This window comes from Roseovarius confluentis (genome assembly GCF_002917925.1).
Taxonomy (GTDB): domain Bacteria; phylum Pseudomonadota; class Alphaproteobacteria; order Rhodobacterales; family Rhodobacteraceae; genus Roseovarius; species Roseovarius confluentis.
This window is the reverse complement of the sequence record NZ_PPFE01000007.1, coordinates 79,100-93,553: the sequence shown is the minus strand read 5'-3', so window position 1 is coordinate 93,553 and position 14,454 is coordinate 79,100. Positions and strand designations below refer to the sequence as shown.

At 62.9% G+C, this 14,454-nt stretch carries 15 protein-coding genes and 1 riboswitch; of the genes, 10 read left to right on the top strand and 5 right to left on the bottom strand.

Annotation, left to right across the window (positions count from 1 at the left end):
- Nucleotides 1–37: 37 nt before the first annotated feature.
- A complete protein-coding gene (xseA, locus tag C2I35_RS15590; RefSeq protein ID WP_103763983.1) occupies nt 38–1,561 on the top strand; it encodes an exodeoxyribonuclease VII large subunit in 1,524 nt (507 codons plus the stop codon).
- A 7-nt stretch (nt 1,562–1,568) separates the two neighbouring features.
- Here xseA and C2I35_RS15585 read toward each other — a convergent pair whose 3' ends face one another.
- The 3 genes from C2I35_RS15585 to C2I35_RS15575 form a co-directional block, all read right to left on the bottom strand.
- Complete coding sequence (locus C2I35_RS15585; protein WP_103763982.1) at nt 1,569–1,964, bottom strand: hypothetical protein; 396 nt, start codon at nt 1,962–1,964, stop codon at nt 1,569–1,571.
- A gap of 40 nt (nt 1,965–2,004) precedes the next feature.
- The gene (locus tag C2I35_RS15580; RefSeq protein ID WP_342749722.1) at nt 2,005–3,069 is read right to left on the bottom strand and encodes an alkane 1-monooxygenase; all 1,065 of its coding nucleotides are present in this window, start codon (nt 3,067–3,069) and stop codon (nt 2,005–2,007) included.
- A 225-nt stretch (nt 3,070–3,294) separates the two neighbouring features.
- Complete coding sequence (locus tag C2I35_RS15575; protein WP_103763981.1) at nt 3,295–4,182, bottom strand: lytic transglycosylase domain-containing protein; 888 nt, start codon at nt 4,180–4,182, stop codon at nt 3,295–3,297.
- Nucleotides 4,183–4,279: 97 nt separating this feature from the next.
- Between C2I35_RS15575 and ftsY the strand changes: the two genes are divergently transcribed.
- Nucleotides 4,280–5,743, top strand: coding sequence for a signal recognition particle-docking protein FtsY (ftsY, locus tag C2I35_RS15570; RefSeq protein ID WP_103763980.1), 1,464 nt, complete (start codon nt 4,280–4,282; stop codon nt 5,741–5,743).
- Entirely contained in the window at nt 5,740–6,324 is a 585-nt protein-coding gene (locus C2I35_RS15565) for a hypothetical protein (RefSeq protein WP_103763979.1), read from the top strand. The genes ftsY and C2I35_RS15565 overlap by 4 nt, the downstream gene beginning before the upstream one ends.
- A 22-nt stretch (nt 6,325–6,346) precedes the next feature.
- Here C2I35_RS15565 and C2I35_RS15560 read toward each other — a convergent pair whose 3' ends face one another.
- Nucleotides 6,347–6,853, bottom strand: coding sequence for an MgtC/SapB family protein (locus tag C2I35_RS15560; protein WP_245890508.1), 507 nt, complete (start codon nt 6,851–6,853; stop codon nt 6,347–6,349).
- Nucleotides 6,854–7,025: 172 nt separating this feature from the next.
- Between C2I35_RS15560 and C2I35_RS15555 the strand changes: the two genes are divergently transcribed.
- The 4 genes from C2I35_RS15555 (at nt 7,026) to C2I35_RS15540 (ending at nt 9,804) form a co-directional block, all read left to right on the top strand.
- On the top strand, nt 7,026–7,550 hold the full coding sequence (locus C2I35_RS15555) for a peroxiredoxin-like family protein (protein ID WP_103763978.1): 525 nt from the start codon (nt 7,026–7,028) through the stop codon (nt 7,548–7,550).
- Between the two features lie 39 nt (nt 7,551–7,589).
- Nucleotides 7,590–8,492, top strand: a complete 903-nt coding sequence (locus tag C2I35_RS15550; RefSeq protein ID WP_103763977.1) for a DMT family transporter — start codon at nt 7,590–7,592, stop codon at nt 8,490–8,492.
- Between the two features lie 17 nt (nt 8,493–8,509).
- Nucleotides 8,510–9,115 (top strand): inner membrane-spanning protein YciB, encoded by a 606-nt coding sequence (locus C2I35_RS15545; RefSeq protein WP_103763976.1) that lies wholly within the window; start codon nt 8,510–8,512, stop codon nt 9,113–9,115.
- A gap of 86 nt (nt 9,116–9,201) precedes the next feature.
- Nucleotides 9,202–9,804: a hypothetical protein gene (locus tag C2I35_RS15540; RefSeq protein ID WP_103763975.1), complete on the top strand. Its 603-nt coding sequence runs from the start codon at nt 9,202–9,204 to the stop codon at nt 9,802–9,804.
- On the opposite strand, the gene C2I35_RS15535 is transcribed toward C2I35_RS15540, so the two are convergent.
- Nucleotides 9,753–10,745: an alpha/beta hydrolase gene (locus C2I35_RS15535; protein WP_146050047.1), complete on the bottom strand. Its 993-nt coding sequence runs from the start codon at nt 10,743–10,745 to the stop codon at nt 9,753–9,755. The genes C2I35_RS15540 and C2I35_RS15535 overlap by 52 nt on opposite strands.
- A gap of 150 nt (nt 10,746–10,895) precedes the next feature.
- Nucleotides 10,896–10,974: riboswitch (SAM riboswitch) on the top strand.
- A gap of 59 nt (nt 10,975–11,033) precedes the next feature.
- On the opposite strand from C2I35_RS15535, the gene metZ reads away from it, so the two are divergent.
- From metZ to C2I35_RS22320, 3 genes are all read left to right on the top strand, one after another.
- Nucleotides 11,034–12,224 carry an O-succinylhomoserine sulfhydrylase gene (gene metZ / locus C2I35_RS15530; RefSeq protein WP_103764091.1) on the top strand — a complete coding sequence of 397 codons (1,191 nt, stop codon included), beginning with the start codon at nt 11,034–11,036 and terminating at the stop codon, nt 12,222–12,224.
- Nucleotides 12,225–12,321: 97 nt separating this feature from the next.
- On the top strand, nt 12,322–13,422 hold the full coding sequence (gene folE2 / locus C2I35_RS15525) for a GTP cyclohydrolase FolE2 (RefSeq protein ID WP_103764090.1): 1,101 nt from the start codon (nt 12,322–12,324) through the stop codon (nt 13,420–13,422).
- A 170-nt stretch (nt 13,423–13,592) separates the two neighbouring features.
- Entirely contained in the window at nt 13,593–14,270 is a 678-nt protein-coding gene (locus C2I35_RS22320) for a hypothetical protein (RefSeq protein ID WP_103763974.1), read from the top strand.
- Nucleotides 14,271–14,454 lie beyond the last annotated feature (184 nt).

The following is a 14,454-nucleotide window of genomic DNA, read 5'->3' as shown; positions in this document are numbered from 1 at the left end:
CTTTCCAACCGGGGCGGGATGCGTCAAAGATGGGGTCATGTCCGACCTCATTGATGATCCCGCCCCGGGCGAAAATGCCCCCGAATTTTCGGTCTCCGATCTGTCGGGGGTAATCAAGCGCATGATCGAGGGGGAGTTTTCCCACGTGCGCGTCAAGGGTGAGGTGGGCCGTGTAAGCCGGCCTCGCTCTGGTCATCTCTACATGGACCTGAAAGACGATCGCTCGGTGCTGGCCGGGGTGATCTGGAAAGGTGTGGGCGGGCGTCTGGCTGTGCAGCCCGAAGAGGGCATGGAGGTTGTCGCAACTGGCCGGCTGACAACGTTCCCGGGGCAATCGCGGTACCAGATCGTCATCGAGGATCTCAAGCCTGCCGGAATGGGCGCGCTCATGGCGATGCTGGAGGCGCGGCGCAAGGCGCTGGCGGGCGAGGGGCTGTTCGCGCCCGAGCGCAAGAAGCAATTGCCTTACCTGCCGGAGGTGATCGGGGTCGTGACCTCTCCGTCCGGTGCCGTCATCCGCGATATTCTGCATCGTCTGCGCGACAGGTTCCCTCGCAAGGTGTTGATCTGGCCCGTGGCAGTTCAGGGCGAAAAATGTGCGCCGGAAGTGACGAACGCCATCCAGGGTTTCAACGCGCTGACGCCCGGAGGGGCCTTGCCTCGCCCGGATCTCCTGATCGTCGCGCGCGGCGGCGGCAGTATCGAGGACCTGTGGGGGTTCAACGAGGAATCGGTCGTGCGGGCCGCCGCGGCATCGGAGATTCCGCTGATTTCGGCCGTTGGGCACGAGACAGATACGACGCTGATCGATTTTGCCTCGGACAAGCGGGCGCCGACGCCCACGGCGGCGGCGGAACTGGCGGTTCCGGTGCGGCTGGACCTCCTGGCCTGGCTTGATGGTCAGGAGGGGAGGTTGTTGCAAGCCCTGCAGGGACAAGTGACGGCGCGGCGGCAAAGACTGCGCGACCTGAGCCGCGCCTTGCCCCGGGGCGAGGCCTTGCTGGACGGGCCGCGCCAGAGGCTGGACGGGATGGGGGACAAGCTGCCCGGCGCGCTGCGGGCGTCTATCCAGGTGCGGCAGGTCGCGCTTTCGCAGAAGGCAGGTGCGTTGCGGCCCGGGATGCTGCGGGAAAGGGTGCGAAACCGCCGTGAGGGGTTCGTCTCGCTTGCCGCGCGGATGAATACGCGCACATTGCAGCGCGATATCAGCCAGAAACGGGCGGACTTCGAACGCGTCACCAAGCGGCTGTCCGATGTCAGCCGGCAGCAGGTGCGGGACTGGCGCGACCGGCTGGCCGCGCAGGAGCGGCTGCGCGAGACGCTGGGCTACAAGGCGACGCTGAGCCGCGGCTATGCCGTGGTTCGAGGCGATGCAGAGGTGGTGACGACGAAAGCCGCGGCGCAGGCGGCGACACTGTTGGAGATCGAGTTCAGCGACGGCACGCTTGCCGTCGGGGGAAGCTCAGGTGCCGAAGCACCGCAAACGGTGGAGCAGACATCGAAGGCGAGGACGAGTCCGAAGCCGAAGAAACCGCCGCCCGAACAGGGCAGCCTGTTCTGACGCCGGCTCAGACGCCGATTTCGGGGCCGAGGCAGTGCAGCGGCTCGCCGGTCTGTTCCATTTCGTAAAGCTGGGTCTGGGCGGGGTCGTTCTGGAATTGCGCCACAAGGCCGCTGCCCGAGCGCTGGAAACTCCAGCATTGCGGCTCGGGCTTGTTCTCGTAGACGAAGCAGATCAGGCCATCGTCCTCGTACCATTCACCTTCCTGGCAGCGGCCGTCGAGGAAAGACCAGCGCACGCGACGGTTTTCAAGATATTCCTCGCCGCCATAGGGGGCACCCTGCGCACCGTAATAGAAGGTCTTGCCGCGAGTGTAAGAGTCGAACTCTGCCGCGGTCATTTGGTCTTGAGTGACGGCGGCGCAGGGGGTGACAAGCAAGGAAAGGACAAGCAACAGGCGCATGGTTCGATCCTGACAGATGTGCGCCGGGCGCGCCACCGCGTTATTCGCAGGCCATCGGCCGAGATGCGTGCCGCTCGGCACGATCGCGCCACTTTGCACAACGGCGGTCCATCATCCGGCGCCAGAGCGTCGGGAAGAGTGCGACCGTAGCCATGAATGGCAACGGCATCGGCAACATCGGCATGGTTTCGGGATCAAGTTGCAGCGCCGGGTAACCGCGCGCCGGGGTGACATGGTGGTCGGAATGACGCGGCGCGTTGAGCATGAGCGCCGAGGAGAACCAGTGCGGCGTATTCCAGGAGTGCTGCGGTCCCACCGGTTCCATGCGGCCGTCGGGCAGGGCGGCGCGGCGCAGGCCGTAGTGCTGCACATAGTCGGAGAGCAGGATTTGCATCTGCGCGTAAAGCGACAGGGCCAGCACCGCCAAAAGCGCATCGGGGCCGCCGAAAACGAGCGCGCCGATGCTCAGCGCCGCCGCCCCGCCGAGATAGAGCGCATAAGGGTGGGTCCAAAACGGTTTGCGGCCCGCGCGCAAGCGGTTCTCGGCCGCGAGACCGGCGCGAAATGATCCGGCGCTGGCCCGCATTGCGTAGCGATAGAAGCCTTCACCGGGTCTTGCGCTGTTGGGGTCCGCATCGCTGCCCACGTGGACATGGTGCACGCGGAGATGGGCGCTGGCGTGATGGCCGACCAGCAGGGACGTGTAGATCAGGCGGCCGAGAAAGCGTCTTGCGCGGCTCGGGCGGTGGATCAGCTCATGTGCGACGGGGTGCGACACATGGCCGAAGAATAGCCCGGTTGCGAATCCGGTGAGAAACCGCTCCAGGCAGCCAAGGCCGGAGGGGCCGGCGATGGCCCATAGCGCCACGCCGTAAAGGGCGAAATGCGACACGCCAAGTACGGTCAGAAGTTTGTCTGCTGCGGGGAACTCCGCATCAGGGTCGGTATTGGCCGCCTCTGCCGCGATAAGGCGATCCAGCAGGAAGGTGAGCACGGTAAGATAGCCCAAGGCGATCCACGCCCAGGCACCGCCGAGGGCGGCGGCGAGCAGGATAAAGGCGACCGGAAGGCAGGTCGCGATTGTGAAGAGGCGCAGCCCCTGCATGAAGTTCCTTTTTCTAGTGCTTGCACGGCACTTTACCATGGGCAGGATTTCGATTCGCTCAAGCTTCGCGGCTGGATTTATCGTCGAAACATCTTGTTTCCGCGCAAAGGTCGCAAGCGGAAGGGCGCATAGGATGTATTGAGTGCGGGGTGCGCAGCTTAAAGCTTCAATTTGAACCACTCGATGTTTGTGTTCGAGTTTGCTGGCCTCGCGCGCCTATTGTATTCAGTTGTTGCTGTAGACCGCGCAGATACAGCCGGCTTTCTTGAATTTCGCGCAGTCGCGCCAAGCGGCGTCGCGACTGTCGCGCCCGAGACGGGCCATGAAATAGCCGCCCTTCGGGCTTGCACGGCTTTTCTGAAAGACCACATCCGGCTCTTGCTTGCCGATCAGCCCGGTGCAGGCACGGGTCTGCGCCGCGAATTTGGCGAGCGATGCCTTCTTCGTGATCCCGAACGCCATCTGAATGCCCCATGGCTTGAGTTTCGGAAGATAGGATTTCAGGGCGGTCATGCGGCGGTTGCGGGCAAGGTCGAAGCAGGCCTTGTCGAACGGCAGTTCATGCGACAGGCGCAGATCTGGTGTCGGCGTCGGCTCTTCGGTCCAGTTGGAGTAGGGGACGCCGGTGATGATGCGGACGTAGTCGATGGTTTCCCGTGCCAGCCCGCCGGTGCCCGCGATCAGGCCTTCCGCGCGACGCTCGCCGCCGTTGTAACCAATGGCGGCCAGCCCGAGATTGCCATAGCGGCGGGCCATTTCGGCCAGGTACTGGGCGGAATGCTCCAGAGCTTCGGCGGGGTTGTAGGGGTCCTTGAGGCCGCGCAGCTTGGCGGTTGAGGGGATGAACTGGGCGATTCCGCGGGCATTGGCGTGGCTGAGCGCGTTGGGGTCAAAGCGGCTTTCCTGCCAGATGAGACGGGTGAAGAAATGAGCGTCGATCCCGTGACGGGTGGCGAAGGTCTGGAGCGCGTTGCAGGTGTCGTAGACGAAATGCGCCTTGCGGATGCAGACCGGCGGCCCCCATTTGTCGGTGGAGCAGATCGTGTCCGGCGGCGTCGCGAATGCGCGACCGGGGACAAGTATCAACAGGATCAGGGCGAGGCGCAGAAGCATGTTGGCATGGTTGCCTGTCGCCCACGCTTGTCAATGGTGGGTTTTCATCTCGGGCGGGGCGGTTTAACTGGATAGACAAGAAAGCAAGGGTGTCTCAATGGCGTTTTTCCGCAAGCTGAAGGATCGGTTGTTCAAGTCTTCCTCGAAACTGGAGGAGGGGCTGGACGCGATTGTCGAGGACGGTGGCGAAGCCGAGGAGGTGACCGAGGCAGCGGAGCCCGATCCGGCGCAAGACGCGTCTCCGGAGCCCACGGTAGAGCCCGAACTCACACCGGCACCCGACCCACGGCCAGAACGGGAACCAGAGCCCGAGCCGGAACCGGTAGAGGAGCCGGAGCCGCGCCCCACGCCGGAGCCAGAACCCGAGCCGACACCGGAGCCCGAACCCGAGCCGGAGCCTGAACCAGAGCCGGAGCCTGAACCCGAACCAGAGCCCGAGCCGAAACCCCAGCCGCGTCCGACCCCGCCGCCGGAGCCGCGACCGGAGCCGTCGCCGCAGGAAATTCCCGCGCCGCCGTCCGAGCAACCGCCCGCCGCGCCACAGGAGGTGCCGCAGACGCCGCCCCTGGAAGATCCGGTGCGATCCCCTGATCCGCAACCCATGCCGACGCCGATCGAGATCCCGCCCGATACACCGAAGAGCGAGGCCGCCCCGCAAGCGCGGTCGGGCCTTCTGGGCCGTCTGTTGGGGCGTGGCGAGGCGAAAACGGTCGTGCGCCGCGTACTCGATGACGACATGTTGGAACAGCTGGAGGAGCTGCTGATCACCGCCGACATGGGCGTGGATACGGCCCTGCGTGTCACCGCCAACATGGCCGAAGGGCGCATGGGGCGGAAGCTGTCAAGTCAGGAGATCAAGGAGCTTCTGGCACGCGAGATCACCCGGATCATGGAGCCTGTGGCCAAGCCCATGCCGCTCTACCCCAAACGCCCGCAGGTCGTGCTGGTGGTTGGTGTCAACGGGTCGGGCAAGACCACGACGATCGGCAAGCTGGCGAGCCAGTTCAAGGCAGCCGGCAAGTCGGTGGTGATCGCGGCGGGCGACACGTTCCGCGCCGCGGCGGTGGAGCAGTTGCAGGTCTGGGGCGATCGCGCGGGCGTGCCGGTTCTGACGGCGCCCGAGGGCAGCGACCCGGCGAGCCTTGCCTTCGATGCCATGGATAAAGCCGAGAAGGACGGTGCGGACCTGTTGATGATCGATACGGCGGGCCGTTTGCAGAACCGCGCCGACCTGATGGAAGAACTGGCCAAGATCGTGCGCGTCATTCGCAAGAAGGATCCGGATGCGCCGCACAACACGCTTTTGGTGCTGGACGCCACGACGGGGCAGAACGCGCTGAGCCAGGTCAAGACGTTCCAGCAGTTGGCCGATGTCTCGGGTCTGGTGATGACCAAGCTGGACGGTACCGCGAAGGGCGGCGTGCTGGTGGCGTTGGCGGACAAGTTCGGGCTGCCCATTCACGCCATCGGCGTCGGCGAGCAGATAGACGATCTTGCACCGTTCGATCCTGAGGATTTCGCCGCGGCGCTGACCGGTCTGGAGCAGGGCGCGCCGGCATGATCGAAGAGATCCTTGCGCGGTTCAGCACGCTCGAGCTGGCCTTCGACACGACACTTTTCATTGCGGTGGCGAGCGCGGTCTGGACCGTGGTCAATCGCTTGGTCCAGGCGGCCTATTTTCAGTTGTCGCTTCGCACGCGGGAATTCGAGTTCATTCTGGAGCCGCACAGCGGCGTGCCGCAGAATATCACCAGCCTGAACCTTTTGCTGATCCGCTATGGGAACGACACCTATCTGAGTTCGCTTGCGAGCGATCAGGAAAGGCATCACGGACGTCTGCGTAACAAAGTGATTCAACTTGCCGAGGCGCTGCCGTCAAAGTCGGCACCGATCAGCGTAAAGCTGCGGTTGCACAAACGGCTGGGAACGCAGTTCAAGCTGTTTGTCGAAGTCACCGGCGACCCCAAGCCTGTCATAGACTATCTGAACGGGCATGAGACGATCACCGGCGTGACATCGAAAGAGCGGCCCAAGCTGGCGCCGCAGGACCCGCAGCGGCATCGCATCTTCTTCCTGCTGGATCGACTGGACAAGGAAAAGACTGTCGACGGGCACGTGAACAATTTCATCTATCCCGTCTGAGGCAGCCGTATGCCGCGCGGCTTCAATGCGTGCCAATCAGTTTTTCGATCTGGCGCAGTACGAATAGCACGATAACGACAATTGCGGCGGCCATTGCCGCGAGCGGGATCTGCCCGGCACCGCAGCCGAGGCCCACGGCGCCCGCCAGCCAGAGCGAAGCACCCGTGGTGACGTTGCGCACCTTGTCGCCTGCGGTGAAGATCAGCCCGGCGGCGAGGAAGGCGACCCCGGCGGTGACCGCCTCGATCATGCGTATGGGATCATTGCGCTGTTCGCTGTTGCCGCCGCCGAAATCGAGAGCGGCAAGTTCGCGGCCGATGATGACGAAAAGGCATGCGGCCACGGCCACGAGGATATGCGTGCGCAGTCCGGCCGGCTTGTCTCGCATTTCACGTTCGAAGCCGATGAACGCGCCTAGAACCACGGCAACACTGAGACGCGCGAATGCGACCGAGGCAGGCACTACTGAAAAGGTGCCCTGCACCTCGTTCACGATCTGATCCATGAAAGCGGCGAGCATGGGTTGCATGAGGGATCAACGGCGTGTTGCTGCGTGGGTTCCGTTGCGTTGCGGATTGTTTGTCGAGTTTGCCTGTCGGTCGCTGGGCCCGAGGGGGTTGGGTTTGCGGTCTTCGTGACTAGGTACTCCGGATCCCGGTGCCGCTGACGACGGCATCCGCCCCCTAGAAAGGAGCTTTCCCATGCCCAACGCCCTGCAATCCGCTACCGCATTTCCCGTGACCGAGATCGAGTGCCTCGACGGCGGGTCGATCCGCCTTGGCAAGCCCGAAGAAAAGCCGTGGCAGTTGATCTTCGTGTATCGCGGCATCCACTGCCCGATCTGCCGCCAGTACCTGCAGGACCTTGAGCCGAAGCTCGAAGAATTCTCGGATATGGGGATCGAAGTGGTGGCCGTGTCCGCCGATACAGAGGCCAAGGCGCGGAAATTGCGGGCGGACCTTTCCCTTTCGGTACCGCTGGGGTACGGGATGGACGTGGCGCAGATGCAGGCGCTGGGGCTTTATGTCTCGGACCCGCGCTCGCCCGAGGAAACCGACCGGCCCTTCGCGGAACCCGGCCTGTTCCTGGTCAACCCGGAGGGCAACTTGCACATGGTGGATATCTCTAACGCGCCGTTCCTGCGCCCGGAGCTGGAGAAGCTGCCGTCGCGGATCAAGTACGTGCTTGAGAACGATTATCCGATACGCGGCACGCATGAAAGCTGACGAGTGGACCGGGCCGTGCCGGGGGTGTGACACCGGCGCATGAGCGAATGGATCGTTTCCTTGGAGGGGACCGAGGCCGGTCACCAGCTTGCCCTGGGGCTGGCCTTGCTGGCCGCTGTTCTGCACGCGTTGTTCGGAGCGTTGCAGAAAGGGCGGCACGATCCGTGGCTGACGCGGGGCGCGATCGACGGGGCTTATGCGCTGATGGCGGCGCCCTTTGCGCTGTTCGTCGTGCCGTGGCCCGAGCCGCATATGTGGGTGATCTTCGCGACCGCGTGGCTGATCCACACGCTTTACAAGATCTTGCAGGCGATGGCCTATATGCGCGGCGCCTACACTGTGGTTTACCCGGTGGTGCGCGGCACGGGGCCGCTTTTCACAGTGATTGGGGCCTATCTGCTGTTCGGCGAGACGTTCAACCTCGTGCAATGGACGGGCGTAGGCGTTCTGTTGGCCGGCATTTACGGGTTGGCTATCTATAATCTGCGCACGATCAAGCTGGATCGTGAGACCATGCCCGCGGCCTTGGGGCTGGCTGTTCTTACGGGACTGTTCGTAGCGCTTTACACCACGTATGACGCCTATGGCATTCGCGCCACCGCCGACCCGTTCACGTTTCTTGCGTGGTTCTTCATGATCGACGGGCTGATCTTTCCGGTGATCGCCTACCGCCGGTGGCGCGGGATGGAGGATGCGCCCGAACCCGGTCCGCTGCTGGTGCGCGGGGTCGCGGGCGGGTTCATCGCATTTTTCTCGTTCGGCTCGATCATGATGGCCACACGGCTGGACAAGGTGGGCGAGGCGGCGGTACTGCGCGAAACCTCGACGGTGTTTGCCGCCCTCATAGGTTGGTTGATCCTGAAAGAAACGGTGGGGCCTCGGCGGATCGCGCTGATGGCATTGATTGCAGCCGGTGCGGTCATAGTTGAGAGTGGCGGTTGAAGCGAAGAGGCGAGACGATGGACGACAAGAACACGAATGGCAAACTGAAGGCGGTGTTGGAATTTGGCCCGGTGCTTGGATTCTTCGTGGCGTATCTGCTGCTGAAGGACCGCTTGTTCACCATCGGCGGCACGGAATACGAAGGGTTCATCGTCATCACGGCGGTCTTCATCCCCGTGCTGCTGATCTGTACCGCGCTGATGTGGAGGCTGACGGGGCACCTGTCGAAGATGCAAATCCTGACGGCGGTGCTGGTCGTCGTGTTCGGCGGGCTGACCGTGTGGCTGAACGATCCGAAGTTCTTCCAGATGAAACCGACGATCATCTACCTGTTTTTCGGCACGGTTCTGGGCATCGGGCTTCTGCGCGGGCGGTCCTATCTACAATACGTGATGGACGGGCTGATGCCGCTGACGGGCACGGGCTGGATGATCCTGACCAAGCGGATCACGATCTTCTTTTTCGCGATGGCGGCACTGAACGAACTGGTCTGGCGCACGCAGAGCGAGGAAACCTGGGTTTATTTCAAGACCTTCGGCCTGATGGCGGCGATGTTCGTGTTTTTCATGATGCAGGGCAAGCTGATCGCCGAGCATGGAACGGACGACAGCGGTAAGCCCTGACCGATTATGTTGCCTATGGGACTGTGCCGCGTGCGATCCGCGGCACGGGTCAAACTTTCGCCCCAATGGTGCGTCACGCAAGGCGCATGACATATGCCGTGATTTCCCGCGTCCGGGACGCTTTCGCCTCTATTCCGCCGATGCGGGCAGAAACGCTTCTTCCACTCGTGATCATGCTGATACTCTGGATCGGGCTCAACGCGACGGGGATGCCGGAGGACCGGGTTTTCGTTCTGGTTCTCGTGTTGGCGCAAGCCCATGCGGTCTGGCGCAGCCTGCCAAACGCCGCCTGTCACCTGAACGATGGGAACCGCGCCAAGATGGTCTGGCCTGTGCTGATTGTCACCGCGTTGTCGGCGCTGCAACTGGGTATCAACGATCCGCTGTTCAGCCAGCGCCTGTTGTCCGGTGCTTGCGTTTTCGTGCTTCTGGTGATGCTGATGGGCGTCCGGCGCGAGCGGGAGGTCATGGCGCGGATGATGCACAGCGTGACCGAGGGGCGGCCTGTTTCGCTCTTGCGGGTCAATGCCTGTTTCGCACTGGTTTTCCTGTGTGTGAACGAAGCCTTGATCGCGACCGGGTCACTGGTGGTGTGGATGTCGGCGATGATGATCGCGGCGTTTCTCGTCCACGCGGCTTACTGGTTCATCGTGCTGCTTGTGATTCCGCCCGAAGACAGCCTCGCCTGAGGCTGGCGGGACAAAAACGGGATAATTGCCATCCCCGGTCTGGGCCAGGGCAGGACGCGCGACCAGCGCGGATCTTGAATATCGGGAAGCAACGTGCGCAAGCGGGCCAAGCTATGATGTTCGGGCTGGCGCAGCAGGGCGCGGTAGAAGTCGAACAGCCCGTCGCGCAGATAGGTTGACCAGTGACAGTAAAAGCGCGCCCGTCCCGGCGCGACATGGAACCCGGCCTGCTCCAGCGACGGCAGCGTGTCGGGATGATCGAGTTGTACGGTGAGCGTGTTGGGCCGCTGCGGCAGGGACTGCGCCAGCATGCGGTCGCCGTTTTCGGGGGCCGAGATCAGTCTTTCCAGCAGGAAATCGAACAGGTCGTTCTCGCGGGTCGTGACATTGATGATCTCGGCGGCACAGCCTGCGGCGCTTTCGATTGCGGCCCGTGCGGCGGCGCCGTATTCGGCACCGTTCAGCAAAAGAACGCGGGCGACCGCGCGCGCTGGGACGTGGGGCAGGGCACCAAGGACCACGCGCGCGCCCAGAGAATGCGCGACAAGGTGAACCTGACGGTCGGGAGCGACCTGCCGTATCATCGACACAAGGTCTGCAAGGCAAAGGCCAGCCTCTTCGGCCTGCTTGTAGGCGTTCCAGATGGTGCCGCGCCCGGACCAGCCGAATCCTATCGCGAGTCCTTCGTCACGCTCGCCTGCGCCGTATCCCAGACCGCGCGGCCAACTTTTGGCTTTCCATGTGCGGTGTTTCGGATCGAGCGACAGGATATGGTTGTGCGGACAGGCGTTGGGATGGCCTGGTTCAAATTTGAACCCGTGTGTCATGATGATGACCGGGCCGGGACGGACGAGCGCGCGGCGCAGGGTGGGCAGAAGCGGCTGCGAGGCACCATGAAGGCAAGGACCAAATGGCGTGGCGTCGATCTGCAAGAGCGGCATCTTCGACCCTTTTAACTACATCTTGTAGGCAGGCAGTACTCCAGCCATATGACGCTTGCTTGAAGTTTGAGTTACAGCACCGTGACGGTACCCAGAGGGCACACCGCAGCGTTAGAGCTAGCTGTTGACGCGAGTCGCCGGTGGGCGTACATCATTGTTTGTGGCGATTTGTTACCGGATTGCGGGCCACGTTAAACATCTCCGCTAAAGAGGTCAGGATGAAAGTCCCCTTTCGCTTGACCGGCTTGGGGACTTTATTTTTTGGGGCGGATCGCCCGGAGGTCGATGATGAAAAACGATTGGAACAGACGCACCAAGCTGGTGCATGGCGGTACGCGGCGCAGCCAGTACGGCGAGGTGAGCGAGGCGATATTCCTGACGCAGGGCTTCGTCTATGACAGCGCGGAGGCCGCGGAGGCGCGGTTCGTGCAGGCCGGTGATGACGAGTTCATCTATGCCCGCTACGGGAACCCGACCGTGGCGATGTTCGAGGACCGAATCGCGGCGCTAGAAGGCGCAGAGGCCGCCTTTGCCACAGCGAGTGGCATGGCTGCGGTGAGCGGCGCGCTGATTTCGATGCTGAAAGCCGGGGATCATGTTGTTTCGGCGCAGGCGCTTTTTGGCTCGTGCCTCTATGTGCTGGAAGAGATCCTGACGCGCTATGGTGTCGAAGTGACTTTCGTCGATGGCACGGACCTTGACGCGTGGCGGGCCGCAGTGCGTGAGGACACCAAGGTGGTGTTCTTCGAGACCATCGCAAACCCGACGCTGGAGGTGGTGGACGTGTCGGCAGTGGCCGAGATCGCCCATGCCGTCGGCGCCAAGGTGGTAGCCGACAACGTCTTTGCCACGCCGGTTTTTTCGAGGGCACTGGAACAGGGTGCCGACGTGTTGGTCTATTCCGCGACCAAGCATATCGACGGGCAGGGCCGTGCGCTGGGCGGTGTGATCCTCGGGACCGAGGAGTATATCCGCAAGACGATCGAGCCTTACATGAAGCATACCGGCGGGTCGATGTCGCCGTTTACCGCGTGGCTGATGCTGAAAGGGTTGGAGACGATCGACCTGCGAGTGCGAGCACAGGCCGACAACGCATTGGCCATCGCCGATGCGCTGCAGGGACATGCGAGGCTTGAGCGCGTGCTCTATCCCGGGCACGCCAGCCACGCGCAGCATGAGCTGGTCGAGCGCCAGATGGGCAAGGGCGGCACGGTTCTCGCGCTGGAGATCAAGGGCGGACAGGCGGCGGCGTTCCAATTTCTGAACGCGCTGGAGATCGTCGTGATCTCGAACAACCTCGGCGACGCGAAATCCATTGCCACCCATCCGGCAACGACGACGCACCAGCGCCTGTCGGACGCGCAGAAGGACGCACTGGGCATTGCGCCGGGCCTGATCCGGCTGAGCGTCGGGTTGGAGGACGCTGAGGACCTGATTGCCGACGTGATGCAGGCACTGGAGGCAGTGACGCAACAGTGATCCAAGGCAGCGCTTCTGACGTATCTTATGTGCTAGTGGTAATTTACCGTGTTTACGCATAAGTATGATGCCGCCCGATGCGAGCGAGGACCCGACGATGAATGTGCACCCTTCTGACATGAAGAAGGTCAAGGACCGCACCGAGGCGAAGGCCGCGCTGGATACATTGCGTGCGTGGGCGGAAACGGCCACGCCGGAGGAGGTTGCCGACCTCGACCCGACGATTGCCCGGCTTCTGCCGCAGGGCGAGGTGTCGAACTATCCGACGTTGCGCCGTGACTATCCGGAAGAATTCAAACCCGACGCCGCCTACAAGGCCAGCATGCCGGATTTGCAGAACGGCCCGTCCTCGCTGATCAAGGGGGCGCGGCAGCAATTGCAGCATGTCGGAATTTCGAATTTCCGTTTGCCGATCCGCTTCCACACCCGTGACGACGGCGACCTTACGCTCGAAACCTCGGTGACCGGCTCGGTCAGCCTGGAGGCCGAGAAGAAGGGCATCAACATGTCCCGCATCATGCGCAGCTTTTACAAGCATGCCGAGCGGACTTTCAGTTTCGAGGTGATCGAGACGGCGCTCGACGATTACATTTCGGACTTGGACAGCATCGATGCGCGCATCCAGATGCGGTTTTCCTTCCCGATGAAGATCACGTCGCTGCGGTCGGGGCTGGAAGGTTACCAGTATTACGACATCGCGATGGAGCTGGTGGAGCATGACGGTGTGCGTCGCAAGTTCATGCATCTGGATTATGTCTATTCATCCACCTGCCCCTGCTCACTGGAACTGAGCGAGCACGCGCGACAGGCGCGGGGGCAACTGGCCACGCCGCATTCCCAGCGGTCGGTGGCGCGAATTTCGGTCGAGGTGGTCGGCGAGGATTGCCTGTGGTTCGAAGACCTGATCGAGCTGGCCCGCAAGGCGGTGGCGACGGAGACGCAGGTGATGGTCAAGCGTGAGGACGAGCAGGCCTTTGCCGAGTTGAACGCGGCCAACCCGATTTTCGTGGAGGATGCGGCGCGGCTGTTTTCCGAGCAGTTTCTGAATGACGCGCGGATTGGCGATTTTCGCGTGATCGCCAGCCACCAGGAAAGCCTGCACAGCCACGACGCGGTCAGCATCACGACGCAAGGCGACACGTTCGCGTCCGAAAGCCTTGATCCTAAGCTGTTCACCACGCTGTTTCACGTCGGATAACCCGCGCGGCGCCGATCCGGCGCAATTTGTGCTGAAACCTTTGGCAATAGCCCGCCGGAATCGGCCGCGACGCTGGCTGCGGTGCGGCATATCTTTTTCTGCACGTGCAAAGCTGGTATGGTTCTTATGCAATCTTGCCCGCAGGGGGCGATCCAAAACGGGATAGAGCAATGGATATGTATTCGGCACCGCTGAAGGCGTCGTTGATGGGCCTGCAGCTGAGCGGCATTTTCGTGGAAAAGCAGCTGAGAGTGATGCAGGTGCTGGGACGCGCCGCCTATGAAAAGCAGCTTCAGTTCCTGGGTCTGGCCTTTGATCTGCCGGCTCTGGGCCCGGTGCGAGAGCAACCGGCCGCCAAGTCGCGGCCCGCGGCGAAACCCAAGGCGAAGCCGGCACCCAGGAAGACCGCATCGAAACCGGCGGCCAAGACGACGGCCAAGTCCGCGCCCAAGGCGGAGGCCAAACCGGCTGCGAGGACCGCGGCAAAACCGACTGCCAAAGCCGCCGCCAAGCCGGCAGGGAAACCGGCCGCGAAGACGGCTGCCAAACCCGCTGCCAAGGCGGCAAAACCGGCAGTGGCCGGGTCGTCCTCGAAGCCGGCGACCAAACCGGCCCCAGCAAAGCCGGTCGACACGCTAGCAAAATCTGAGCCGACGCCGGCCGCGACACCAGACTCGCAAACAGCAAGCCAAGCCCCGGCAAAGCCCGAAGCGAGCAACGTGACAACCTTTCCGAAGCCCGAGACTGGCACAGAAAATAACAGCGGCGCCAAGCGCCCGCGCAAGCCCTCGGCCCCGCCGGCGATGCCCGAACGCTCCGCTAATCCCGACAAGGCGGCGGATTCATAGGACGCGGCTTCAGCCGGATCGAATGACGCGAAGACAGAAGAGGCGCGGCTACTGCTGAAGCGGTGGCCGCGCTTTCTTGTTTCGGTGTTCCCTTGGTCGCCGAAAATGCGCCCGGATCGCGGAGCATTGCACAGGATGCAAATCGGGGCTTCCACTTTTAAAGTGGTTGCCTCTGGTCTGCAGG